Source organism: Streptomyces sp. GL_141, from assembly GCF_057834385.1.
Map to the genome: position 1 here is coordinate 3745139 of NZ_CM174402.1, position 23555 is coordinate 3768693.

18 protein-coding genes are annotated in these 23555 nt (G+C 72.5%); 8 read left to right on the forward strand and 10 right to left on the reverse strand.

Going from position 1 to position 23555, the window contains the following annotated elements:
• Complete coding sequence (locus tag AC3IX6_RS16230; protein ID WP_489370786.1) at positions 1-2460, forward strand: DEAD/DEAH box helicase; 2460 nt, start codon at positions 1-3, stop codon at positions 2458-2460.
• A gap of 1343 nt (positions 2461-3803) precedes the next feature.
• On the opposite strand, the gene AC3IX6_RS16235 is transcribed toward AC3IX6_RS16230, so the two are convergent.
• The 7 genes from AC3IX6_RS16235 to ssd form a co-directional block, all read right to left on the reverse strand.
• Positions 3804-4103: an Rv3654c family TadE-like protein gene (locus AC3IX6_RS16235; protein ID WP_489370787.1), complete on the reverse strand. Its 300-nt coding sequence runs from the start codon at positions 4101-4103 to the stop codon at positions 3804-3806.
• An 83-nt stretch (positions 4104-4186) separates the two neighbouring features.
• Positions 4187-4540 carry a TadE family type IV pilus minor pilin gene (locus AC3IX6_RS16240; RefSeq protein WP_489370788.1) on the reverse strand — a complete coding sequence of 118 codons (354 nt, stop codon included), beginning with the start codon at positions 4538-4540 and terminating at the stop codon, positions 4187-4189.
• Positions 4527-4718, reverse strand: a complete 192-nt coding sequence (locus AC3IX6_RS16245; protein WP_489371466.1) for a DUF4244 domain-containing protein — start codon at positions 4716-4718, stop codon at positions 4527-4529. The genes AC3IX6_RS16240 and AC3IX6_RS16245 overlap by 14 nt, the downstream gene beginning before the upstream one ends.
• A 265-nt stretch (positions 4719-4983) precedes the next feature.
• Positions 4984-5760 (reverse strand): type II secretion system F family protein, encoded by a 777-nt coding sequence (locus tag AC3IX6_RS16250; protein ID WP_489370790.1) that lies wholly within the window; start codon positions 5758-5760, stop codon positions 4984-4986.
• Entirely contained in the window at positions 5760-6644 is an 885-nt protein-coding gene (locus AC3IX6_RS16255; protein WP_489370791.1) for a type II secretion system F family protein, read from the reverse strand. Before AC3IX6_RS16255 ends, AC3IX6_RS16250 begins: the two co-directional genes overlap by 1 nt.
• Positions 6641-7789: a TadA family conjugal transfer-associated ATPase gene (locus tag AC3IX6_RS16260; protein ID WP_489370792.1), complete on the reverse strand. Its 1149-nt coding sequence runs from the start codon at positions 7787-7789 to the stop codon at positions 6641-6643. The genes AC3IX6_RS16255 and AC3IX6_RS16260 overlap by 4 nt, the downstream gene beginning before the upstream one ends.
• On the reverse strand, positions 7786-9000 hold the full coding sequence (ssd, locus tag AC3IX6_RS16265; protein ID WP_489371467.1) for a septum site-determining protein Ssd: 1215 nt from the start codon (positions 8998-9000) through the stop codon (positions 7786-7788). The genes AC3IX6_RS16260 and ssd overlap by 4 nt, the downstream gene beginning before the upstream one ends.
• Before the next feature lie 491 nt (positions 9001-9491).
• On the opposite strand from ssd, the gene AC3IX6_RS16270 reads away from it, so the two are divergent.
• Entirely contained in the window at positions 9492-10361 is an 870-nt protein-coding gene (locus tag AC3IX6_RS16270) for an HAD family hydrolase (RefSeq protein WP_266880001.1), read from the forward strand.
• A 350-nt stretch (positions 10362-10711) separates the two neighbouring features.
• On the opposite strand, the gene AC3IX6_RS16275 is transcribed toward AC3IX6_RS16270, so the two are convergent.
• The gene (locus AC3IX6_RS16275) at positions 10712-11572 is read right to left on the reverse strand and encodes a Fic family protein (protein ID WP_489370793.1); all 861 of its coding nucleotides are present in this window, start codon (positions 11570-11572) and stop codon (positions 10712-10714) included.
• 109 nt (positions 11573-11681) lie between these two features.
• On the opposite strand from AC3IX6_RS16275, the gene AC3IX6_RS16280 reads away from it, so the two are divergent.
• Positions 11682-12692: an ATP-binding protein gene (locus AC3IX6_RS16280; protein WP_489370794.1), complete on the forward strand. Its 1011-nt coding sequence runs from the start codon at positions 11682-11684 to the stop codon at positions 12690-12692.
• Here the strand turns inward: AC3IX6_RS16280 and AC3IX6_RS16285 are convergent.
• Positions 12646-13995, reverse strand: a complete 1350-nt coding sequence (locus tag AC3IX6_RS16285; protein ID WP_489370795.1) for a polysaccharide deacetylase family protein — start codon at positions 13993-13995, stop codon at positions 12646-12648. The two genes, AC3IX6_RS16280 and AC3IX6_RS16285, sit on opposite strands and share 47 nt — an antisense overlap.
• Before the next feature lie 235 nt (positions 13996-14230).
• Here AC3IX6_RS16285 and AC3IX6_RS16290 point away from each other — a divergent pair, with 235 nt between their 5' ends.
• The 5 genes from AC3IX6_RS16290 to AC3IX6_RS16310 all read left to right on the forward strand — a co-directional run bounded on the left by AC3IX6_RS16290 (position 14231) and on the right by AC3IX6_RS16310 (position 22011).
• Entirely contained in the window at positions 14231-16657 is a 2427-nt protein-coding gene (locus AC3IX6_RS16290; RefSeq protein WP_489370796.1) for a SulP family inorganic anion transporter, read from the forward strand.
• A gap of 259 nt (positions 16658-16916) precedes the next feature.
• Positions 16917-18872, forward strand: a complete 1956-nt coding sequence (gene acs, locus AC3IX6_RS16295; RefSeq protein ID WP_489370797.1) for an acetate--CoA ligase — start codon at positions 16917-16919, stop codon at positions 18870-18872.
• 174 nt (positions 18873-19046) lie between these two features.
• Positions 19047-20534 carry a Na+/H+ antiporter NhaA gene (nhaA, locus tag AC3IX6_RS16300; RefSeq protein WP_489370798.1) on the forward strand — a complete coding sequence of 496 codons (1488 nt, stop codon included), beginning with the start codon at positions 19047-19049 and terminating at the stop codon, positions 20532-20534.
• Between the two features lie 53 nt (positions 20535-20587).
• Entirely contained in the window at positions 20588-21046 is a 459-nt protein-coding gene (locus AC3IX6_RS16305) for a phage holin family protein (protein WP_266906122.1), read from the forward strand.
• On the forward strand, positions 21043-22011 hold the full coding sequence (locus AC3IX6_RS16310) for an alpha/beta fold hydrolase (RefSeq protein ID WP_489370799.1): 969 nt from the start codon (positions 21043-21045) through the stop codon (positions 22009-22011). Before AC3IX6_RS16305 ends, AC3IX6_RS16310 begins: the two co-directional genes overlap by 4 nt.
• 329 nt (positions 22012-22340) lie before the next feature.
• Here AC3IX6_RS16310 and AC3IX6_RS16315 read toward each other — a convergent pair whose 3' ends face one another.
• Positions 22341-23543, reverse strand: coding sequence for a MarP family serine protease (locus AC3IX6_RS16315; protein WP_489371468.1), 1203 nt, complete (start codon positions 23541-23543; stop codon positions 22341-22343).
• Positions 23544-23555 lie beyond the last annotated feature (12 nt).

Consider the following 23555-nt stretch of genomic DNA (forward strand, 5'->3'; position numbering starts at 1 on the left):
ATGGCATTCAATCACTTACCGGCAGGCGCGCACGACGCCTTCGGACCATTGTCCCGCACGCCGGTGACACACTCGGTTCCAATGGCCAACACTCACCGTCCCGGTCCGCCCACGGCACCCGAGGACGTCAGACCCACCCCCGGCACGGTCCTGGACCGGCTGTCACGGGGGCCTTCCCGGGCTGCGCGCATCACCCATACGGAGCACTTGCCCCCTCGGGAGGGTCGTCATGCGGTCTGGCCCGATCGCATCCGAACTGATGTCGTAGCCGCAATTCAGGCCGCCGGGATCGACCATCCGTGGGAACACCAGGCCGCGGCCGCCGAGCACGCCCTCGACGGGGAGTCCGTGGTCGTCGCCACGGGCACTGCCTCGGGCAAATCCCTGGCCTACCTCGCGCCCGTGCTCTCCGCCCTCGCCGACGGGGCCGAGGCGCCCAACGGGCGGGGCGCGACCGCCCTGTACCTGGCGCCGACCAAGGCCCTGGCCGCCGACCAGCGCCGTGCCGTACGGGAACTGGCCGGCCCCCTCGGCAACGCCGTCCGGCCCGCGGTCTACGACGGGGACACCCCCTTCGAGGAGCGCGAGTGGGTGCGCCAGTACGCCAATTACGTCCTCACCAACCCCGACATGCTGCACAGCGGGATCCTCCCGGCCCACCCTCGCTGGGCCTCCTTCCTGCGGGCCCTGCGCTACGTGGTCATCGACGAGTGCCACACCTACCGGGGCGTCTTCGGCTCCCATGTCGCCCAGGTCCTGCGACGGCTGCGCCGGCTGTGCGCCCGCTACGGCTCGGATCCCGTGTTCCTGCTGGCCTCCGCCACCGCGAGCGACCCGGCGACCGCCGCGTCCCGGCTGACGGGCCTGCCGGTGGTGGAGGTGTCCGACGACGCCTCCCCGCGCGGCGAGGTCGTCTTCGCCCTGTGGGAGCCGCCCCTGACCGACCTCAAGGGCGAGCGGGGCGCCCCCGTACGCCGTACGGCCACCGCGGAGACCGCCGATCTGCTCACCGACCTGGTCGTCCAGGGCGTCCGTACGGTCGCCTTCGTCCGCTCCCGGCGCGGCGCCGAGCTGATCGCGCTGATCGCCCAGGAGCGGCTCGCCGCCGTGGACCGCTCGCTGCCCCGGCGGGTCGCGGCCTACCGCGGCGGCTACCTGCCCGAGGAGCGCCGGGCCCTGGAGCGGGCCCTGCACTCCGGCGACCTCCTCGGCCTGGCCGCGACGACCGCCCTGGAGCTGGGCGTGGACGTCTCCGGCCTGGACGCCGTCCTGATCACCGGCTACCCGGGCACCCGCGCCTCCCTGTGGCAGCAGGCGGGGCGGGCCGGGCGCTCGGGCCAGGGCGCACTGGCCGTCCTGGTCGCCCGCGACGACCCGCTGGACACCTACCTGGTCCACCACCCCGAGGCCCTGTTCCGGCAGCCGGTGGAGGCCACGGTCCTGGACCCCGACAACCCGTACGTCCTGGCCCCGCACCTGTGCGCGGCCGCGGCCGAGCTCCCCCTCACCGAGCCCGACCTCGACCTCTTCGGCCCGGCGGCCCGCGACCTCCTCCCCCAGCTCGAAGCGGCGAAACTGCTGCGCCGCCGGGCCACGGCCTGGCACTGGACCCGCCGGGAACGGGCCTCGGACCTCACCGACATCCGGGGCGGAGGCGGACGCCCGGTCCAGATCGTCGAGGCCGCCACGGGCCGCCTGCTGGGCACGGTCGACGAAGAGGCCTCCCACGCCGCCGTCCACGACGGGGCGGTCCACCTCCACCAGGGCCGCACGTACCTGGTGAAGCACCTGGACCTGGAGGATTCGGTCGCGCTGGTCGAGCAAGCCGACCCGCCGTTCTCCACCACGGCCCGCGACACCACCGCCATCTCCATCCTGGAGACCGAAACGGAGATCGCCTGGGGCCGGGCCCGGCTGTGCTTCGGCTCCGTCGAGGTCACCCACCAGGTCGTCTCCTACCTGCGCCGCAAACTGATCACCGGCGAGGTGCTCGGCGAGGCCAAGCTGGACCTGCCGCCCCGCACCCTGCGCACCCGGGCCGTGTGGTGGACGGTCACCGAGGACCAGCTCGACGAGGCCCGGATCAACCCGGAGATCCTCGGCGGCGCCCTGCACGCCGCCGAGCACGCCTCCATCGGCCTGCTCCCGCTCTTCGCCACCTGCGACCGCTGGGACATCGGCGGGGTCTCCGTCCCGCTGCATCCCGACACCCTCCTCCCGACGGTCTTCGTCTACGACGGCCACCCGGGCGGAGCCGGCTTCGCCGAGCGCGCCTTCCACACGGCCCGCGCCTGGCTGACGGCAACCCGTGACGCGATCGCCGCCTGCGAATGCGAGGCCGGCTGCCCGTCCTGCATCCAGTCCCCCAAGTGCGGCAACGGCAACGACCCCCTCCACAAACGCGGAGCCATCCGCCTCCTCACCCACCTCCTCACAGAACCCCCACCCCCCAACCACTAACCCCCTGCCCCCTCCGAACCCCCGGGGTGCGAGGCCGGAGCCGAGGCCAGGGCCGGGGCCAGAGCTGGAGCCGAGGTTGGGGCTGGAGCCGAGGTTGGGGCTGGGGCGGGGCGGGGGCCGGGACCGAGGCTGGGGCTGGGGCTGGGGCTGGGGCTGGAGTCGAGGCCAAGGCCGGGGCCGCGGTTGGGGCCAAGGCCGGAGCCGGAGCCGGAGCCGAGGTTGGAGCCGGTGCCGGAGCCGGAGTCGAGGTTGGGGCCAAGGCCGGTGCCGGAACCGGAGCCGAGGCCGGAGCCGAGGCCGGAGCCGAGGCCGGAGCGGGAGCCGAGGTTGGAGCTGGGGTTGGGGTTGGAGCCGAGGTTGGGACTGGGGCCGGGGCCGAGGCCAGGGCCGGGGCCGAGGCCGAGGCCGAGGCCAGGGCCGGGGCCGGGGCCGAGGCCGGGGCCGGGGCCGAGGCCGAGGCCAGGGCTGGAGCCAGCCGAGGCCGGAGCCGGGGCCTGGTCGACGGGCCGACGGGCCGACGGGCGAACCGAGCCTTCACGGGTTCGCCGGCGATTGGCTGGATATCGCCCCTGCCGCCACCCAAACCGGGACAGCCGACCCGGAACCATGCCCGTACCTCCAGCCCCTCTCAGACGGCCCTCCCGGGCACCCTCAGCCCCTCCCAGACTTAGGCGGGCACATCCGCCCCTCCAAGACGGGAGTGGGCGTCCTCGCCCCTCCCAGACCCGGCTGATCACCCTCGCCCCTCCCAGACGCGGGCCGAGCATCGTCGGGCTTCCCCGACGGGGCCGAGCGCCATCGGGCCTTCCCCGACTGGGGCGGGCCCCTCAGCCCCTCCAGGGAGAGGGCAAGCAGTGTCGGCGCCTCCAGGACGGTGTCCGAGCACGTCGGCCCCTCCGGACACCGGACCGGGCACCACCAGCACCTCCGGACGGGCGGACCGGGCACCTTCGGACACCGAACCGAGCACCGTCAGCCCCTCCGGGCGGGCGGACCGGGCACCATCGGACACCGAACCGAGCACCGTCAGCCCCTCCGGGCGGGCGGACCGGGCACCATCAGCACCTCCGGACGGGCGGGCCGGACACCGTCCGTGCCTTCGGACACCCAACCGAGCACCATCAGCCCCTCTGGGCGGGCGGGCGGGCCGGGCACCGTCGGCACCTCTGGAGACCGGACCGGGCACTCTCAGCCCCTCCGGACGGCGCACCGAGCAGCGTCAGCACCTCCGGACACCGTCAGCGCCTCCCTAGTGGGCCGCCCGGGCGCCGTGGGTCCGCGCGGCTGCGGGTTTCGCACGGGCGCGGGTCCGGGGGCCGGGACCCGGGCCCGTGGAGGGGCCCTCATCGGGGCTCCTCGGGGAGGGGCGGGCCCGCGCGGGAGCGTAGCTCCGGTTCGAAGGGGCCCGTCGGGGCTCGGGCGGTGACCTCCGCGACCTCGCCCGTCACCACGCACTCGGTGACCCGCGCGCCCTGCGCCACCGCCACCCGTACCGCCGTGGCGCAGGCGGCCTCCGGGCCGTGGGCCCAGCTCGCGGCCGCGGCGAGGGCTGCCAGGTCGGCGGCGGCCGCGGCGCGGTGCCGGGAGACCACCGCCTGCCCGAGCAGGAGCACCCCGCCGAACACCGCCATCAGTACGGTCACCACCACGACCCCCCACACCGTGGCCGACCCCCGGTCCCGGTCCCGCAGGCGGCCCCACCACCCAGGACGGCCCGCGCTGTGCCTCACGGCGGCGGCCCCACGGTGTCCTCGGCCAGGGCTGCGGCCTGGGCGGTGAGGCGGACCGGCAGTGCGGCCGGGCCCGGGGCCGGAGCCGAGACGCGGACCCGCCACAGGTCACCCGTCCGCGAGAGCTCGACCCGGGCCCCGGGCGGGGCCGCCGCCTCGGCCGCGGCCACCGCCGTGCCCGCCGGCTCCGACCGGGCCGCCGCCCGGGCACCGGCCCGAGCGGCGTCCACACACCGGATCTGCGCGGCGGCCGCCATCAGCGCCCACACCAGCAGCCCTGCGAACAGCACCAGCGCCGGAATCACCAGGGCCGCCTCCGCCGTCACGAATCCGCTGTCAGAACGGCGCATCGAGTGCCTTCCCGATGGTCGACTGAAGTGCCGTCGAAACCAGTTCACTCGTCACCACCTTGTACAGAACGGCCGCGAACGCACACGCCGCGATCGTGCCCATGGCGTATTCGGATGTGGACATCCCCGCGTCGCCCCCACGGCCCTTCAGCCTCGCGAGTCCCACCAGTCCCGCCATTGCCGTCCGCACGCGAATCCAGATGATCGACATGACAACCTCCCGTTGATTCAGCTTTTTGACGTGATCTCAGATCTCAGATCTCGGATGTCAGATCCCGGATGTCAGATGGTCATTTCAGGTGGCCCTTTCAGTCGGCCATTCGGACGGATCTTCAGACGCCCTCTCAAGCAGTCCTCCACGCGGCCCTTCTCGTGGCCCTTCTCGCAGCCCTTCGCGCGGCCATTCACGGATCACAGAGCCCCCATGGCCCTTCAAGCGGCCTTCAGCTGCCGGAGAGGAGCCCGGAGGCCATTCCGATCACCACCGGTGCCACTCCCAGCGCGAGGAAGGCGGGGAGGAAGCACAGACCCACCGGGGCGGTGACGAGGACCGCCGCCCGCTGCGCCCGGGCCCCCGCCCGGCGCGCGCGGTCCGCCCGGAGGGTCGAGGCGAGCCGGGAGACCGGTTCCGCGGCGGGCGCACCCGTACGCGCGGAGCGCTCCAGGCATTCGGCCAGGGCGCGGGCTCCCGGTATCTCCGCCAACCTCCCCCACGCGGCGCCCGGTTCGCCGCCGAGCCGCAGCTCCGCCCCGGCCATCGCCAGCCGTTCGCCCACCGGGCCGCCCAGCGACTCCCCCACCGCCTCGGCGGCGTCCACCGGCCCGGCTCCGGCCGCGAGGCAGGCGGCCAACAGGTCGGCGGCGAAGGGAAGCTGGCGCTCGGCCTCCGCGAGGTCCACCCCCGCGGCCGGCCGTCGCCGCGCGAGCCACCTGCGGACCGCGAAGCCCGCCGCGCAACCGGCCGCCGCGCCCGCGATCCCGCCGATCAGCAGCCAGGCCGCCGCCAGCGCTCCGGCCGGCCCGGCCCAGGCCGTCAGCGCCGCCCGCAGCCGGGGCCCGGGCAGCGGTCGCCGGCGCGCGGCCTCCACCGCGAGCAGACGGGTGAGCCGGCGCCTGGCCGCCCGCGCCCTGATGCGCGCCGCCACCACCGACGCCGCGCACAGCGCCGCCGCCGCGAGGCACAGGGCCGTCCCCAGCCTGTGGATGGCGAAGCCGTCCATCACCGCTCCCCCACCCGGACGATCCGCCGGCACCACAGCAGCCCCAGCGCCTCCAGCACCGCGCCCGCCAGCAGGCAGCCCCATCCCACCGGCGTGTGCAGGAGCACGCGCAGCGGATCGGCCCCCAGCCCGGTGCCGATCAGCAGACCGACCGCCGGGAGCAGGGCCAGTACCGCCGTCGTGGATCTCGCTCCCGCGAGCTGGGCGCGCAGTGATTCCTCCCGGTCCCGCTCGGCCCGCAGGGCTCCTTCCAGCCGGTCCAGTCCGGCGGCCAGCCCGGCGCCGCCGTCCACCGAGACCCGCCAGCAGGCCGCCATCGCCGCCAGCCCCTCCGCGCCGGGCTCCCGTGCCGCCTGCCGCAGTGCCGCGGCGACGTCCCCGCCGAAGGCCGCGGCCGCCAGGACCCCGGCCTCCGCGGCTCCCGGCCCGCCGGGGCCCGACACCGTGCGGCGCATCGCCTCGGTCAGGGCCCGGCCCGGCTGCGCACCGGCGCGCAGTTCGCCCACCACCGCGCCGCACAGGGCCACCACTTCGGCGGCCCGAGCCGTCCGCGCCCGGGCCCGCTGCCGGGCCCGCAGCCACCGGCGCACCAGCGGTACCGCCGCCGCCCCCGCGAGCAGCGGGATCACCGACCCGCCCAGCAGCGCGAGCATCAGCCCGGCCCCGAGGCAGGCCCACTCCCGGCCGTGCGCGGCCCGGACCCGGAGTCCGGCCGCCAGCCGCTCCCACGGCGCCGGCCCCGCCGGTACCGGCCGCCCCGGCCCGGCCAGCACCGCCCTGGCCCGGCGGGACACCCCGTCGGCCCCGGCCACGGCCCAGGCCGCCGCCGCGGCGCACAGCACTCCGGCGAGGACCGGCAGCGGCGCCACCTCCCCGGCACTCACCGGGCACCTGCGAGCAGCGGGCGCAGCCGCTCCCAGCCCCGGTCCCGTACGAACCCGCGGGCGCCCCAGCGCAGCGCCGGCACGGTGACCACGAGCCCGGCGGGGTCCCGCTCCAGGACGTGCACCTCGGCGACCCGGCGCTGCCCGGCCCGGTCCCGTACGAGGTGGACCACCAGGGTGAGGGCCGCCGCCAACTGGCTGTGCAGGGCGGCCCGGTCGAGCCCGGCGGCCGTCCCGAGGGCCTCCAGCCGGGCCGGCACGTGGGCGGCCGCATTCGCGTGGACCGTTCCGCAACCGCCTTCGTGTCCCGTGTTGAGGGCGGCCAGCAGGTCCGCGACCTCGGCGCCCCGGACTTCGCCGACGACGAGCCGGTCCGGCCTCATCCGCAGCGCCTGGCGGACCAGGTCGGCGAGGGTGACCTGCCCGGCGCCCTCCTGGTTGGCGGGCCGGGTCTCCAGCCGGACCACGTGCGGATGGTCGGGCCGCAGCTCGGCCGAGTCCTCGGCGAGCACGATCCGCTCCCCGGGTCCGACCAGCCCGAGCAGGGCGCTGAGCAGCGTGGTCTTGCCGGTGCCGGTGCCTCCCGAGACCAGGAAGGACAGCCGGGCCCGCACCATGTCCCGCAGCAGCCGCTGCCCGCCGGGCGGCAGCGTCCCCGCCGTGACCAGCTCCTCCAGCGTGAAGGCGCGCGGCCGCACCACCCGCAGGGACAGGCACGCCGATCCGACGGCCACCGGGGGCAGTACGGCGTGCAAGCGGGTGCCGTCGGGCATCCGGGCGTCCACCCAGGGCCGGGCGTCGTCGAGGCGGCGCCCGGCGACGGCGGCGAGCCGCTGGGCGAGCCTGCGCACGGCGGCGGCGTCGGTGAAGGTGACCCCGGTCAGCTCCAGTCCGCCGCCGCGGTCCACCCACACCCGGTCGGGGGCCGCCACCAGGACGTCGGTGACCTCGGGGTCGGCGAGCAGTGCCTCCAGCGGGCCCGCACCGACCAGTTCGGACCTGAGCTCGGCGGCGACGCCGAGCACCTCCGCGTCGCCCAGCAGCCGGCCCTGGGCCCGCAGGGCCGCGGCCACCCGCGCCGGGGTGGGCTCCGCCCCGCTCTCGGCGAGCCGCTGGCGCACCGCGTCGAGGAGTACGGCGCTCATGCCGTCACCCCCTGGGCGGAGCCGAGCGCGCGCTGCCAGAAGCCGTCGCAGAAGCGGGCGAGGGCGCCCCGCCCGTGCGATCCCGGGGGCTCGCCCTCGGCCACCCGGCCCGGTAGCCCCACCTCGACCGGTACTTCGCCGGCCAGGGGCACCCCCAGCAGGCCGGCGACGGCTTCCGCGTCGAGTCCGCCGGGCGCGGGGCCCCGTACGACCACGCGGACGTCACGGGCCACCATCCGGACTCCGGCGGCGACCCGGCCGGCCGCGGCCACCGCGCGCAGCTCGCCCCGCACCACCAGGAGCACCAGGTCCAGCTGCGCGAGCACCTCGGCCACGGCTTCGTCGACCCGGCGCGGGAGGTCGACCACGACGACCCCGCCCCGGCGCCGCGCGGCCGCCACCACCGAGCGCATCGCGGCGGGCGGCACCACCACGCGGTCCCCGCGGTCCCAGCTGAGCACCCGCAGGGCGTGCAGTTCGGGCAGGGATTCCGCCAGGGCTCCGGCGCCGACGCGGCCGCGCGAGGCGGCGAAGTCGGGCCAGCGCAGTCCTTCGGCGGCCTCGCCCCCGAGGAGGACGTCCATGCCGCCGCCGAGGGGGTCGCCGTCGATGAGGATGGTCCGCTCTCCGGCCCGGGCCGCCCGCAGGGCCAGCGCACAGGCGAGGGTGGAGGCTCCGGCTCCGCCGCTGCCCCCGACCACCCCGACCGTGAGGGCGGGCCGTCCGGCCCCCTCCACGACATCGGCGATCCGGTCGACGAGCCGGCTCTCGGCGTCGGGGAGGGTCAGCACCTCCTCGGCGCCGATCTCCACCGCCCGCTGCCACACGTGGGGGTCGTCCAGGTCCCGGCCGACGAGGAAGACCCCGTCCCGCCGGGGTGCGCCGCGAACCCGCCGCGCGGCATCGTCGCCGACCAGGACGAGCGGTGCCGATTCCCAGCCGACCCCGGCGACCCCTCCGACCCCGGCGACCCCTGCGACGCCCGCGCCCCCGACGGCCCCCGTGCCGCCCCCGCCGCTCCCGTCGCCGCCCTCACGATCGGTTCCGCTTTGCTCGGGCACCGCATGGTGCACATGCGGCTCGGCCCCCGCGGCGGCGCACAGCCGCAGCAGGTCGTCGAGCAGCAGGGGGTCCTCGGTGATGATCAGCGGCCGTCCACCGGCGGCCACGGGCCCGCCGGCCCCGGGATTCGGCCTGTTCCCGCCCGCCATCGCGAGATCCCGGACTTCACACGACTTCGATCCAGCCACGATCTCCGCCTCCTTCTCCCAGCAAATCCAGCGCCGCGGACTTCGCGGCCGGAATCACCGTGACGGGATCGGGGAAAAGAAGTGGATCTTGCTCGAAAACCGTGGACAGCCCTCCCATTGTGAATAACTCACTCACCCCAACAGGTGAGTTCCGGAGCGCGCCGGAACGACTACACAGCGTGACGAGTTCGAGGGGGTGAGGGCCTTCGCCGCGCAGGCCCCTCGAAGACGAGGAAGCCTGAGGAGTGATCACTTGGGGTCGAAAGCAGGGACGCGAACCGCGTCCGGACATGCGACGACCCCCGCCGGGGGGGAGAGCGGGGGTCGTCCCCACGGTCCGACTCGGGGGGGGAGGAGCCAGACCGGGTTAGCACGGTCGCGAACGATCCGTGACTTCCATGGTGTACCCGAGAGGCTTCTCAGGCAAACCCACGCGCCGCACTTTACGCCGAATGGTGGGCGCATATGCTCGGGTCGTGGAAAATCAGCCCTTGCCGCACTCCTTGCCTCGCACCGCAGCCTTCTTCGACCTGGACAAGACGGTCATTGCGAAGTCGAGCACTCTGACGTTCAGCAAGTCCTTCTACCAGGGCGGCCTGATCAACCGAAGGGCCGTGCTGCGCACCGCCTACACCCAGTTCATCTATCTGGCCGGCGGCGCCGACCACGACCAGATGGAGCGGATGCGGGAGTACCTGTCCGCCCTCTGCAAGGGGTGGAACGTGCAGCAGGTCCGGGAGATCGTCGCCGAGACCCTGCACGACCTCATCGATCCGCTGATCTACGACGAGGCCGCCTCCCTCATCGAGGCCCACCACACCGCGGGCCGCGACGTGGTGATCGTGTCCACCTCCGGAGCCGAGGTCGTCGAGCCCATCGGCGAGATGCTGGGCGCCGACCGGGTCGTCGCGACCCGGATGGTCGTGGGCGAGGACGGCTGCTTCACCGGCGAGATCGAGTACTACGCCTACGGTCCGACCAAGGCGGAGGCCGTACGCGAACTCGCGGAGTCCGAGGGGTACGACCTCGCGCGCTGCTACGCGTACAGCGACTCGGCCACCGACATCCCGATGCTCGAGGCGGTCGGACACCCGCACGCGGTCAACCCCGACCGGGCCCTGCGCCGGGAGGCGGTGGCGCGCGAGTGGCCGGTACTGGTGTTCAACCGGCCGGTACGGCTGAAGCAGCGGCTGCCGGGACTCTCGATGCCCGCACGGCCGGCGCTGGTCGCCGCCGCCGCGGTGGGCGCGGCCGCGGCCACCGCGGGACTGGTCTGGTACGCGAGCCGGCGACGCGCCCTGGCCGCCGCAGCGCCCCGCTGACCTGCGAGAACACCGGATGTCCGATACATCCCGAATCGCACCGGAAAGCAAAGAAATACGGCTAGGGCTTTCGCTCCACTCCGAAGCGGAGTACAAATGAAGCAACGGCCCGCGAGACCAAAGAACATCCGAGAGGATCATCTTTAAAACGCAGTAAGGCCCACGGACCGAAGCATGAACGCCGAGCACCCACGCGACGTCGACCCGTCGATTACGGGCCAGCCGCACCAGGTGACGGGCAAAGCTCCCGACCTGATGGGCAATCATCGAGGACGCTTGGTAACTGGGCGTAAGTGCCAGCGGCGACACCAGAGCAGTACGGTGTCGCCGCAACCCATGTCCGGGCTCGATCAGGCCGCGCCGCGCTGCAGCGCCTCGCAGACCGCCGTCGACTCGCGCACCCCGAGCTCGATCGCGCGGCCGCAGTGCGCGATCCAGGCCGACATCCCCTCCGCGGTCCCGGAGACGTAGCCCTTGAAGGCCTCCACGTAAGCCTCCCGGCCCTGTTCCGCGTGGCCGACCTCCGCCGGACAGATCGCCTTCGGATCCAGGCCGCTGTTGATCAGTACGATCCGCTCCGCCGTCCGCGCCACCAGGCCGTTGTACGAACCGAACGGACGCAGCGCGAGCAGCTCGCCGTGCACCACGGCCGCCGTGATCAGCGCCGGCGCGGAGCCGCCCGCGATGATCAGGCGGGAGAGCCCGTCCAGCCGGCCCGCCACCTCCTGCGCGTCGGGCAGGGGCAGGTCGATCAGCGGCTCGTCCACCGGCTCACCGGCCAGACGGGGCCGGCCGACCACGTCGCCGTCGGCCGTGGAGCCCGAGGCCACCAGGTGGAGCCGGGCCAGGACCCGTAGCGGCGACTGGCGCCAGATGCTCAGCAGCTGGCCCGCCTCCGCCGTCAGGCGCAGGGCGGCACCCACCGTGCGCGCCTCGGGCTCCGAGCCGAAATCGCTCCGGCGGCGGACCTCCTCCAGCGCCCAGTCGGCCCCGGACAGCGCCGCGCTGCCGCGGGCCCCGCGCAGCGCGGCCTCGGAGGTGATCTCCCCGGCCCGGCGGCGCATGACGCGGTGGCCGTAGACCCGGTCCACGGCCTTGCGTACGGAATCCACGGACTCGGCGACGCCCGGCAGAGCGGCCAGCGGGGCGAGCGGATCGGCGGCGGCTCCGGAGGAGGCCGAAGGGGCGGCGGAAGCAGAGGCGCTACTCATAAGTAAGGAGCCTACGCACTGCTCCCCCATAGCACCGACCCCTCCTTGGAGTGGTCTTCTTCACTCAGGCATGCAACACAAAGCCACCGACCCGCTACCCTTCGTGAACATGAAGATCGCTTTCGTGGGGAAGGGCGGCAGCGGCAAGACCACGCTGTCCTCCCTTTTCATCCGCCACCTCGCCTCCAATGAAGCCCGTGTCGTCGCGGTGGACGCCGACATCAACCAGCACCTGGGCACCGCGCTCGGACTCAGCGAGGACGACGCGGCCTCGCTGCCCGCGCTGGGCGCGCACCTGCCCCTCATCAAGGACTACCTGCGGGGCTCCAACCCGCGCATCGCGTCCGCCGACACGATGATCAAGACCACTCCGCCCGGCACCGGCTCCCGGCTGCTGCGGGTCGACGAGGACAACCCCGTCTACGACGCCTGCGCGCGCACCCTGACGCTGGACGGCGAGCCCGTACGGCTGATGGCGACGGGGCCGTTCACCGAGTCCGACCTGGGCGTGGCCTGCTACCACTCCAAGGTCGGCGCCGTCGAGCTCTGCCTCAACCACCTCGCCGACGGCCCGGACGAGTACGTCGTCGTCGACATGACGGCCGGTTCGGACTCCTTCGCCTCCGGCATGTTCACCCGCTTCGACGTGACCTTCCTGGTCGCCGAACCGACCCGCAAGGGCGTCTCCGTCTACCGCCAGTACAAGGAGTACGCGCGGGACTTCGGGATCACGCTCAAGGTCGTCGGCAACAAGGTGCAGGGACCGGAGGACATCGAGTTCCTCCAGGACGAGGCCGGCGAGGACCTGCTGGTCACCGTCGGGCAATCGGACTGGGTACGGGCGATGGAGAAGGGCCGCCCGGCCGCCTTCGAGCTGCTGGAGGCCACCAACCGGCTGGCCCTGCAGGCGCTCCAGGACGCGGCGGACGACTCCTACGCGCACCGCGACTGGGAGCGGTACACGGAACAGATGGTCCACTTCCACCTGCGCAACGCGGAGAGCTGGGGCAACGCGAAGACCGGGATCGACCTGGCGGGCCAGGTCGATCCCGGTTTCGTCCTACGGGAGCTGCTCACTCCTCGTTCTGACTCGCTTCAGCCGGCTCCGCAGCCGGCTTGACCCCGGCGGGGGCGGCCGGCTTGGCCGGCGGCCCCGCCGTCAGGAAGGTGTTCCAGCCGGCCTTGGGCGCCTCGCCGACGTCGAGGGTGCGCATCCACTCCAGGGCCTTCGGGTCCTGGGCGTCCAGCCAGTCCACCAGCTCGCGGAACGGCACGCAGCGGACCTCCTTCTGGGTGCACATGGTCTTGATGGAGTCCTCGACGGCACGCATGTAGGTGCCGCCGTTCCAGGACTCGAAGTGGTTTCCGATGATCAGCGGCGCGCGGTTGCCCTGGTAGGTCCGCTCGAAGGCCTTGGCCAGGCCGTCGCGCATCTGCTCGCCCCAGTACGCGTGCTGGGAGGGATCGCCCTGCGTGGTCGTACCGGACTGGTTGACCAGGTAGTTGTAGTCCATGCTGAGCGTTTCGAAGGCGCGGCCCGGCATGGGGACCAGCTGGAGCGGGATGTCCCAGAGACCGTCCGTCTTCTTGGGCCAGATCTGCTTGCTGATGCCGCTGGAGTCGTAGCGGAAGCCGCCCATCTCCTTCGCCGCCAGCATGAAGTTCTTCTGGCCTTCGAGGCAGGGGGTCCGGGCCCCGATCATCTCCTTGTCGTAGTCGAACGGGAGCGCCTCCATGCCCTTGAGGGCAGGGGAGTTCGTCTTCCAGTTCTTGACGAACGACTTCGCCTGGTTGATCTCGCTCTTCCACTCCTCCACCGACCAGGTGCCGACGCCGCCCTCGGGTCCGCAGAAGTGGCCGTTGAAGTGGGTGCCGATCTCGTTGCCCTCCAGCCAGGCCCCGCGCACCTGCTCGGCGGTGTCCTTGATGCCCTGGGGATCGCCGAAGCCGATGTCGGAGCGGCCCGCGGAGTGCTGGGGCGCGGTGTAGAGGGAACGCTTCTCCTCGGGGAGCATGTACACGCCGCTGAGGAAGTACGTCATACGGGCGTTGTACTTCTTGCCCACCTCACGGAAATGCGAGAAGAGCTTCTGGCTGTCCTCGCCCGCCCCGTCCCACGAATAGACGACGAACTGCGGCGGCTTTTCGCCGGGCTTCAGCTTCTCCGCCTTCTGTACGTTCGGCTGCAGCCCCGTGTACGAGGTCGAGCCGTCCCCGATGAGCCGCTTGACGCTGCCCGGAGCCGGGCCTTCCGGCGCGGGCGCGCCCTTCTTGGCCGCCTGGCCTCCCGGGGCCGGACGGCCGGCGGGCTCCGAGGTGCTGCACCCGGCCACTCCCAGGACCAGCGCCGTGGCGACGAGACCGCCGGCGATCCTCTTCTTGGCGGCCTTCTTCGTGGCGGGCCTCTTCGTGGTGGCAGTCATCCGCCGCACCTCTTCCCTCGCAGTTCCGTCGCAGGACTTCCGCGCCGCAACGTCCCATGCGGTCCGTTTTTAGGAAGGTGTGACAAGCCGGACTAAATGCCTAATCACTCGTGAGCGCTAATTCCTAGGCCATTTGCCCGTATTACCTACCACTGGCCTTTACTCTCCATTACCGTTCGTTTACCGAGTGTTGAGAATCCCGCCGCTTCACCCCTCCCCCGAGGAGACGGGACCTATGACAAGCACCCCCACCACCACCCCCCCTCCGCCCGTCGGGAGAGCTTCCTCCTCCGACCTCTCCGCCGACCTCTCCGCCTCCATCGCCGTCTTCCTCATCGCCCTGCCGCTCTCCCTCGGCATCGCCCTGGCCACCGGAGCCCCGCTCCAGGCGGGGCTCGTCGCGGCGGCGGTCGGCGGGATCGTGGCCGGACGCCTCGGCGGAGCGCCCCTCCAGGTGAGCGGCCCCGCGGCCGGACTCACCGTCGTCACCGCCGAGTTGATCCAGCACTACGGCTGGCGCACCACCTGCGCGATCACGGTCCTTGCGGGCTGCTGCCAGCTCGGCCTCGCCGCACTGCGGACCGCCCGGTCCGCGCTGATGGTCAGCCCGGCCATCGTCCACGGCATGCTCGCGGGCATCGGCGTGACGATCGCCTTGGCGCAACTGCACATCGTGCTCGGCGGCACCCCACAGAGCTCCGCCGTGGCCAATGTCCAGGGGCTGCCCGCCCAGTTGGCCGACCTGCACCCCGTCGCGCTCGGGATCAGCGTGCTCACACTGGTCGTGCTGCTCGGCTGGCCCCGGCTTCCCGGCCGGGTCGGACGGGCCCTGCGCAAGGTGCCGGCCGCACTGGCCGCCGTAGCCACCGCGACGGCCTTCGCCGCCCTCGCCGGGCTCTCCCTGCCCCGCGTGGACCTGCCGTCCTGGCGCAGTCACGCACTGCCCGAGCTGCCCGAGGGTCCGGTGCTCGGCATCATCGCCGCGGTACTGACCATCACCCTGGTCGGCAGTGTGGAGTCACTGCTCTCTGCGGTGGCCACCGACAAACTGATCGCCGCCGAGCGGACGACGGGCAAGCGCCCCGCCCGGGCCGACCTCAACCGCGAACTGCGCGGCCAGGGTGCGGCGAACATCGTCTCGGGCGCCCTGGGCGGACTGCCCATCACGGGCGTCGCGGTCCGCAGCGTGGCCAACGTCAAGTCCGGCGCGGTGAGCCGCAGATCGTCCATGCTGCACGGCTTCTGGGTCCTGCTCGCCGCCGGACTGCTCGTGCCGGTCCTCGATCTGATCCCGCTCGCCGCTCTCGCCGCGCTCGTGATGGCGGTCGGCGTGCAGATGGTGAGCGCCACGCACCTGCGCACCGTCACCCGGCACCGCGAGTTCCTCGTCTACGCCACGACCATCGTGGCCGTGGTGCTCGGCGGGGTGCTGGAGGGCGTCGCCATCGGTATCGCGATGGCCGTCGCCCTGGCTCTGCACCGTCTCGCCCGGACCCGGATCACCGTCGAGCAGCTCGACAGCGGAGTCCACCGGGTGTGGGCACGGGGGCAGTTGACCTTCCTCGCCGTACCGCGGCTGAGTCGGGTGCTCAACCAGATCCCGGGCAACGGGCACGCCGTCATCGAACTGGACGGCTCGTTCATGGACCACGCCGCCTACGAGACCCTCCAGGACTGGCGGGACTCCCACCTGGCGCACGGGGGCTCACTGGAGGTCACCGGCCGGTCCGCGGCCAGGATCTCCGGGTCCGACCAGCCGGAACAGCCGGACCGGCCGGCGCGGGCCGAGTGGGCCCAGCTCGCGGAGCGGGCCCAGCGAGGTGCGCAGCGCGGGGACCACCAGTGCTGCCGGCCCTGGACCCCGTGGCAGAACCACTGCGACCACCGCGCCACGGGCTCCCGTACCGAACCGGAGGACGCCGCGAATACGGCCGCGCTCTCCTTGCCCCTCGAGCCCGCCGCACCGGTGGCGGCCCGCGGGCGCGGCGCCGGTCAACTGGCCAACGGGATCAGCGCCTTCCAGCGGGACACGGCTCCGCACGTGCGCGAGGAGCTGGCCCGGCTGGCCCGGGAGGGGCAGCGGCCCTCTCAGCTCTTCCTCACCTGTGCGGACTCCCGCCTGGTGACGAGCATGATCACGGCGAGCGGTCCCGGGGACCTGTTCACGGTCCGCAACGTCGGCAACCTCGTCCCGCTCCCGGGCGCCGAGTCCACGGACGATTCGGTCGCGGCGGCCATCGAGTACGCGGTGGACGTCCTCCAGGTGGACAGCATCACGGTGTGCGGGCATTCGGGGTGCGGGGCCATGCAGGCGCTGCTCAACTCCGCGCCCGGGGTGCCCATGACCCCGCTGCGGCGCTGGCTGCGGCACGGGCTGCCGAGCCTGGAGCGGATGGCCAGCCGCCATCACGCCTGGGCGCGGATCTCCGGGAGGCTGCCGGCGGACGCCGTGGAGCAGCTGTGCCTGACCAATGTGGTGCAGCAGCTGGAGCACCTGAAGGCCCACGAATCGGTGGCCCGGCGGCTCGCCGAGGGCACGCTGGAGCTGCACGGGATGTACTTCCACGTCGGCGAGGCGCAGGCCTACCTGCTGTCGGAGGGGAAGGACTTCTTCGACTGCCGGGTCTTCGACACCGTCGGAGCGGGCGCGGTGCGCGGCTGAACGGGTAGCAGCCGTCCGCGGGACCTTCCTCGGGATCTTCCGCGGGACCTTTGAACCGATACCCTCCCGTATCCGTGCCACTCAGTGGCCCCCTTCCGCACCCTGCAGCGGGAGGGGGCCACTCGTACGTGGGCCCGGCCGGGTAATAGGTCTACACCAATTCACGGCAACCTCTTGTCACCCGGGCCATTGACTGATGAGCTATGCCCGGGGACACAACCGGGGACACAACGGACACCCTGGGAAAGGGAGATGCGTCGTGAGCAATGAAAGCCTGGCCAATCTGCTCAAGGAGGAGCGGCGGTTCGCACCGCCCGCCGATCTGGCCGCCGCCGCCAATGTGACTGAGGCTGCGTACGCACAGGCCGACGCGGACCGGCTGGGCTTCTGGGCCGAGCAGGCGCGCCGCCTGAGCTGGGACACCGAGCCGACGGAGACGCTCGACTGGAGCAACCCGCCCTTCGCGAAGTGGTTCGCGGACGGCAAGCTGAACGTCGCGTACAACTGCGTGGACCGTCACGTCGAGGCCGGCAACGGCGACCGCGTGGCCATCCACTTCGAGGGCGAGCCCGGCGACAGCCGCTCGATCACCTACGCCGAGCTCAAGGACGAGGTCTCCAAGGCCGCGAACGCCCTGACCGAGCTGGGCGTACGGACCGGCGACCGGGTCGCCGTCTACCTGCCGATGATCCCCGAGGCGGTCGTCGCGATGCTCGCGTGCGCCCGCATCGGCGCCGCGCACTCCGTGGTCTTCGGCGGTTTCTCCGCCGACGCCGTCGCCTCCCGCATCCAGGACGCCGACGCGAAGCTGGTCATCACCTCCGACGGCGGCTACCGCCGCGGCAAGCCCTCCGCCCTGAAGCCCGCCATCGACGAGGCCGTCGCAAAGTGCCCGCAGGTCGAGCACGTCCTCGTGGTGCGCCGCACCGGCCAGGACACCGCCTTCACCGAGGGCCGGGACGTCTGGTGGCACGAGATCGTCGAGCGGCAGAGCACCGAGCACGCGCCGCAGGCCTTCGACGCCGAGCACCCGCTCTTCATCCTCTACACCTCGGGGACCACGGGTAAGCCCAAGGGCATCCTGCACACCTCCGGCGGCTACCTCACGCAGGCCTCGTACACCCACCACGCGGTGTTCGACCTGAAGCCGGAGAGCGACGTCTACTGGTGCACCGCCGACATCGGCTGGGTGACCGGACACTCGTACATCGTCTACGGGCCGCTCGCGAACGGCGCCACCCAGGTGATGTACGAGGGCACGCCGGACACCCCGCACCAGGGCCGGTTCTGGGAAGTCGTGCAGAAGTACGGCGTCACCATCCTCTACACCGCGCCGACCGCGATCCGTACGTTCATGAAGTGGGGCGACGACATCCCCGCGAAGTTCGACCTGTCGAGCCTGCGCGTCCTGGGCTCGGTCGGCGAGCCGATCAACCCCGAGGCCTGGATCTGGTACCGCAAGCACATCGGCGGCGACCGCTGCCCGATCGTGGACACGTGGTGGCAGACCGAGACCGGCGCGATGATGATCTCCCCGCTGCCCGGTGTCACCGAGACCAAGCCCGGTTCGGCGCAGCGCGCGCTGCCCGGCATCGCCGCCACCGTCGTGGACGACGAGGCGAACGAGGTCCCGAACGGTGGAGGCGGCTACCTCGTCCTCACCGAGCCGTGGCCCTCGATGCTGCGCACCATCTGGGGCGACGACCAGCGGTACATCGACACGTACTGGTCCCGCTTCGAGGGCAAGTACTTCGCGGGCGACGGCGCCAAGAAGGACGAGGACGGCGACATCTGGCTGCTCGGCCGGGTGGACGACGTGATGCTGGTCTCCGGCCACAACATCTCGACCACCGAGGTGGAGTCGGCGCTCGTCTCGCACCCCTCGGTCGCCGAGGCGGCGGTCGTCGGCGCGAACGACGAGACCACCGGCCAGGCCATCGTGGCCTTCGTCATCCTGCGCGGCAGCGCCTCCGAGACCGACACGCTGGTCGCGGAGCTGCGCAACCACGTCGGCGCCACGCTCGGCCCGATCGCCAAGCCCAAGCGGATCCTGCCGGTGCAGGAGCTGCCGAAGACCCGCTCGGGCAAGATCATGCGTCGCCTGCTGCGCGACGTGGCCGAGAACCGCGCGGTCGGTGACGTCACCACGCTCGCGGACTCCTCGGTCATGGACCTGATCCAGAGCAAGCTGCCGGCCGCCGGCAGCGAGGACTGACGGCCCCCGGCCCAGCCGTACGACACGGCGAAAGGGGCATCCGGCGCGCCGCGCCGGATGCCCCTTTCGCACATAAAGTGACGATCACCGGATACGCCCACGCGTACACCCTGTAAAGTATTAGACGGTTAAAGAATTACTCCACAGGGTGCGCCGGGAAGTCTGGTCGGCAACATGCTTCGCCATGCCGTCCAACCCACCCCGGAGGTGCCCCCCGTGGCCGCGCCCAGCCCCACCGACAACCAGAGCCGCAAGCTCCTCGGCCGCCTCTCGCTGCCCGAGCGCCGCTTCGTGGCCGACGCCCTGCGCGCCGAGACGGTCGGCGGCGTCCTCCTCCTCGTGGCCGCGATCGCCGCCCTCATCTGGGCGAACGTGCCCGCCATCTCGGCGAGCTACGACAGCGTCCGGTCCTTCCACATCGGCCCCGCCTCCCTCGGCCTGGACCTTTCGCTCCAGCACTGGGCGGCCGACGGCCTGCTCGCCATCTTCTTCTTCGTCGCCGGCATCGAGCTCAAGCGCGAGCTCGTCGCGGGCGACCTGCGCGACGCCAAGGCGGCCGCGCTCCCGGTGATCGCCGCGATCTGCGGCATGGCCGTGCCCGCGCTGGTCTACGTACTGACCAACGTGCTCGGCAACGGCTCGACGGACGGCTGGGCGGTCCCGACCGCCACCGACATCGCCTTCGCCCTGGCCGTCCTCGCGGTCATCGGCACCTCGCTGCCGTCCGCCCTGCGCGCGTTCCTGCTGACCCTGGCCGTCGTCGACGACCTGTTCGCCATCATGATCATCGCGGTGTTCTTCACCAGCGAGATCAACTTCCTGGCGCTCGGCGGGGCGGTCGCGGGCCTGGTCCTCTTCTGGTTCCTGCTCCGGGTGAACGTGCGCGGCTGGTACGTCTACGTCCCGCTCGCCCTGGTCATCTGGGGCCTGATGTACAACAGCGGCGTCCACGCCACCATCGCCGGTGTCGCCATGGGCCTGATGCTGCGCTGCCACCGCAAGGAGGGCGAGCAGCACTCCCCCGGCGAGCACATCGAGCACATGGTCCGGCCCCTCTCCGCCGGTCTGGCCGTCCCGCTCTTCGCCCTGTTCTCGGCCGGCGTCTCCCTCTCCGACGAGTCCATCGGGCAGGTCTTCACCCGGCCGGAGCCCCTCGGCGTGGTGCTCGGCCTCGTCGTCGGCAAGACGCTCGGCATCTTCGGCGGCACCTGGCTCGCCGCCCGCTTCACCAAGGCGGAGCTCAACGACGACCTCGCCTGGCCGGACGTGTTCGCCGTCGCCTCGCTCGCCGGCATCGGCTTCACCGTCTCGCTCCTGATCGGCGAGCTCGCCTTCACGGACGACCCCCTCCTCACCGACGAGATCAAGGCCGCCGTCCTGATCGGCTCGCTCATTGCCGCGGTGGTCGCCTGCGTCCTGCTGAAGCTGCGCAACCGCAAGTACAAGGCGCTCATCGAGGACGAGGAGCGCGACGACGACCTCGACGGCATCCCCGACATCTACGAGCAGGACAAGCCGGACTACCACCTGCGGATGGCGAAGATCTACGAGGCCAAGGCCGCGGAGCACCTGCGCAGGGCCGACGAGGTCGCGGCCGGTGCGCGGGAAGCAGCGGGCGAAGCCGCGGGCGGGTCCAGCGCCGACGGCGGCCGTCCGGCATGATCTGACCTGACGACAGGACAGCCGTCGCAGTCGGACGACAGAGGGAGAGAGCGATGAGCGCAGTGGACCAAGGGGCCCCAGGAGCCGAGCGCACACTCGGCCAGCTGGTCGCCTCGGCCACCGCCGAGATGTCCGCCCTGGTGCACGACGAGATCGCCCTCGCCAAGGTGGAGATCAAGCAGGACGTCAAGCGCGCGGGCATCGGCAGCGGCGCGGCGATCGTCGCGGGCGTGCTCCTCCTCTTCTCGCTTCCGGTGCTGAGCTTCGCGGCGGCGTACGGGATCCACAACCTCGGGCTCGGGCTGGCCTGGTCCTTCCTGATCGTCGGCGTGGCGTTCTGGCTGCTCGCGGGTGTGATCGGGCTGATCGCCATGGCGAAGTTCAAGAAGATCAAGCCGCCGGTGAAGACCATCGCCTCGGTCAAGGAGACGGCGGCCCTCGTCGGCACCGTCAAGCCCCACGCCCGGTCGGTCAGTGACAACGCCGTGGGTGTGGCACGCTCGTCTTCATGACCTCCCCCTCGTCGGATTCCGGCACGTCCGGTACGCCCCCCACGGCCGCCACGGCGGTCCGGATCGCCATCCCCGGCGGGCGAGAAGCAACACACCGGGACGTCGCGGCCAACGGGGCGCGGTTCCACGTCGCCGAGCTGGGTGACGGACCGCTGGTGCTGCTCCTGCACGGCTTCCCGCAGTTCTGGTGGACGTGGCGGCACCAGATGACCGCGCTGGCCGACGCGGGCTACCGGGCGGTCGCGATGGACCTGCGCGGGGTGGGCGGCAGCGACCGCACCCCGCGCGGCTACGACCCGGCCAACCTGGCGCTCGACATCACCGGGGTCGTACGGTCCCTCGGCGAGCCCGACGCCGCCCTCGTCGGGCACGACCTGGGCGGTTACCTCGCCTGGACGGCGGCGGTGATGCGGCCGAAGCTGGTGCGCCGGCTGGTGGTGTCCTCGATGCCGCACCCGCGCCGCTGGCGGTCCGCGATGCTGTCCGACTTCGGGCAGACCCGCGCCAGCTCGCACATCTGGGGCTTCCAGCGGCCGTTCGTGCCCGAGCGTCAGCTCGTCGCCGACGACGGGGCGCTCGTCGGAGAACTGATCCGGGACTGGTCGGGCCCGCGGCTCCCCGAGGAGGACGACATCGCGGTGTACCAGCGCGCGATGTGCATCCCCTCCACGGCGCACTGCTCGGTCGAGCCGTACCGCTGGATGATGCGGTCCATGGCCCGGCCCGACGGCCTGCAGTTCAACCGCCGCATGAAGCGGCCGGTGCGGGTGCCGACGCTGCACCTGCACGGCTCGCTCGATCCGGTGATGCGGACGCGGAGCGCGGCCGGGTCCGGGCAGTACGTCGAAGCCCCGTACCGCTGGCGGCTGTTCGACGGGCTCGGGCACTTCCCGCACGAGGAGGACCCGGCGGCGTTCTCGGCCGAGCTGGTCAACTGGCTGAAGGATCCCGAGCCCGACCGCTGAGCGGACTGCCGCTTATATGACAAGCATTCAATTGCCTGGCGCATAGGCCAATTGGCCGCCCCCAACGCGATTACCGACCTTGGGCCCCGGGCACAGCTCGGAGTATGGGCTGGACGCACGACTACGGTGACACCGCACACGAACGCCGCTCGACGGTCACGCCGGGCACGCACAGGGGGCAGGGCCGCGCAGGCCACGACGACCCCCGACTCGGAATTCCGCGCATCCTGCGCCGGCGGGCCCGCTGGGTCTCCGCCCGGCTCAGGCACCAGCGTACGTAGACAGGGGCCCGGCAGCGCTACGGGAGCCCCTCAAGGCTCCCGTAGGGCTCAGAGGGCGCAACCCTGACTGTCGACCCGCCGGTCCGCGGTCGCCCCGATGCGGATGTCCTCGCGGATCTCGTCCGTGGTCAGGGCGTAACCGGTGTTGGGGTCGTCGAGGGACTTCGCGAAGACGACCCCGTACACCTTGCCCTCGGGCGTCAGCAGCGGGCCGCCGGAGTTGCCCTGGCGGACCGTCGCGTACAGGGAGTAGACGTCCCGTCGCACGGTTCCGCGGTGGTAGATGTCCGGGCCGTTGGCGTTGATCCGGCCGCGGACGCGCGCCGAGCGGACGTCGTACGCGCCGTTCTCCGGGAAGCCGGCCACGATGGCGTCGCTGCCGCTCGCCGCGTCCTTGTCGGTGAACTCCAGCGCGGGCGCCTTCAGCTTGGGCACGTCCAGGACGGCGATGTCGCGCTCCCAGTCGTAGAGCACGACCTTGCCGTCGTAGAGCTTGCCCTCGCCGCCGACCTGCACGGTCGGCTCGCCGACCCCGCCGACGACGTGCGCGTTGGTCATCACCTTGCCCGGCGCGAAGACGAAGCCGGTGCCCTCCAGCACCTTGCTGCACGCGGGCGCCGTGCCGACGACCTTCACGATCGACTGCTTGGCGTACTCGGCCACGGGGCTGCGCGCGAGCAGCGGATCAGGCGGCTGGACCTCGGTGATCGGCTCGTTGGAGAACGGGCTGAAGACCTGCGGGAAGCCGTTGCGGGCCAGGGTGGAGCTGAAGTCCGAGAACCAGGTGTCCGCCTGCGACGGGAGCACCCGGGAGACACCGAGGAGCACCTTGGAGTTGCGGACTTCCTTGCCCAGCGTGGGAAGTGACGTACCGGCGAGCGCGGACCCGATCAACCACGCCACCAGCAGCATCGCGACCACGTTCACCAGGGCGCCGCCCGTCGCGTCGAGCGCGCGGGCCGGGGACCATGTGATGTGGCGCCGGAGCTTGTTGCCCAAGTGGGTGGTCAGCGCCTGGCCGATCGAGGCACAGATGATGATCACGACCACGGCGATGACGACGACCGTCGTGGACACCTGGGTGCCGTTGTCGGTGACCCGGTCCCAGATCAGGGGCAGCAGGGACACGGCGATGAGACCACCGCCGAGGAAGCCGATCACCGACAGGATGCCGACGACGAACCCCTGGCGGTAGCCGACGATCGCGAACCATACGGCGGCGAGCAGCAACAGGATGTCCAGCACGTTCACAGGGCTCACCGT

Bases quoted from the DNA above. Each gene is read 5' to 3' on its own strand.
- AC3IX6_RS16275 (WP_489370793.1), bottom strand. From the start codon at position 11,572: ATGAGTAGCGCCTCTGCTTCCGCCGCCCCTTCGGCCTCCTCCGGAGCC.
- AC3IX6_RS16240 (WP_489370788.1), bottom strand. From the start codon at position 4,540: ATGCGCCGTTCTGACAGCGGATTCGTGACGGCGGAGGCGGCCCTGGTG.
- AC3IX6_RS16230 (WP_489370786.1), top strand. From the start codon at position 1: ATGGCATTCAATCACTTACCGGCAGGCGCGCACGACGCCTTCGGACCA.
- nhaA (WP_489370798.1), top strand. From the start codon at position 19,047: ATGCTTCGCCATGCCGTCCAACCCACCCCGGAGGTGCCCCCCGTGGCC.
- AC3IX6_RS16310 (WP_489370799.1), top strand. From the start codon at position 21,043: ATGACCTCCCCCTCGTCGGATTCCGGCACGTCCGGTACGCCCCCCACG.
- AC3IX6_RS16270 (WP_266880001.1), top strand. From the start codon at position 9,492: ATGGTGGGCGCATATGCTCGGGTCGTGGAAAATCAGCCCTTGCCGCAC.
- AC3IX6_RS16250 (WP_489370790.1), bottom strand. From the start codon at position 5,760: ATGGACGGCTTCGCCATCCACAGGCTGGGGACGGCCCTGTGCCTCGCG.
- AC3IX6_RS16245 (WP_489371466.1), bottom strand. From the start codon at position 4,718: ATGGCGGGACTGGTGGGACTCGCGAGGCTGAAGGGCCGTGGGGGCGAC.
- AC3IX6_RS16280 (WP_489370794.1), top strand. From the start codon at position 11,682: ATGAAGATCGCTTTCGTGGGGAAGGGCGGCAGCGGCAAGACCACGCTG.
- AC3IX6_RS16305 (WP_266906122.1), top strand. From the start codon at position 20,588: ATGAGCGCAGTGGACCAAGGGGCCCCAGGAGCCGAGCGCACACTCGGC.
- AC3IX6_RS16290 (WP_489370796.1), top strand. From the start codon at position 14,231: ATGACAAGCACCCCCACCACCACCCCCCCTCCGCCCGTCGGGAGAGCT.
- ssd (WP_489371467.1), bottom strand. From the start codon at position 9,000: ATGGCGGGCGGGAACAGGCCGAATCCCGGGGCCGGCGGGCCCGTGGCC.
- AC3IX6_RS16260 (WP_489370792.1), bottom strand. From the start codon at position 7,789: ATGAGCGCCGTACTCCTCGACGCGGTGCGCCAGCGGCTCGCCGAGAGC.
- AC3IX6_RS16285 (WP_489370795.1), bottom strand. From the start codon at position 13,995: ATGACTGCCACCACGAAGAGGCCCGCCACGAAGAAGGCCGCCAAGAAG.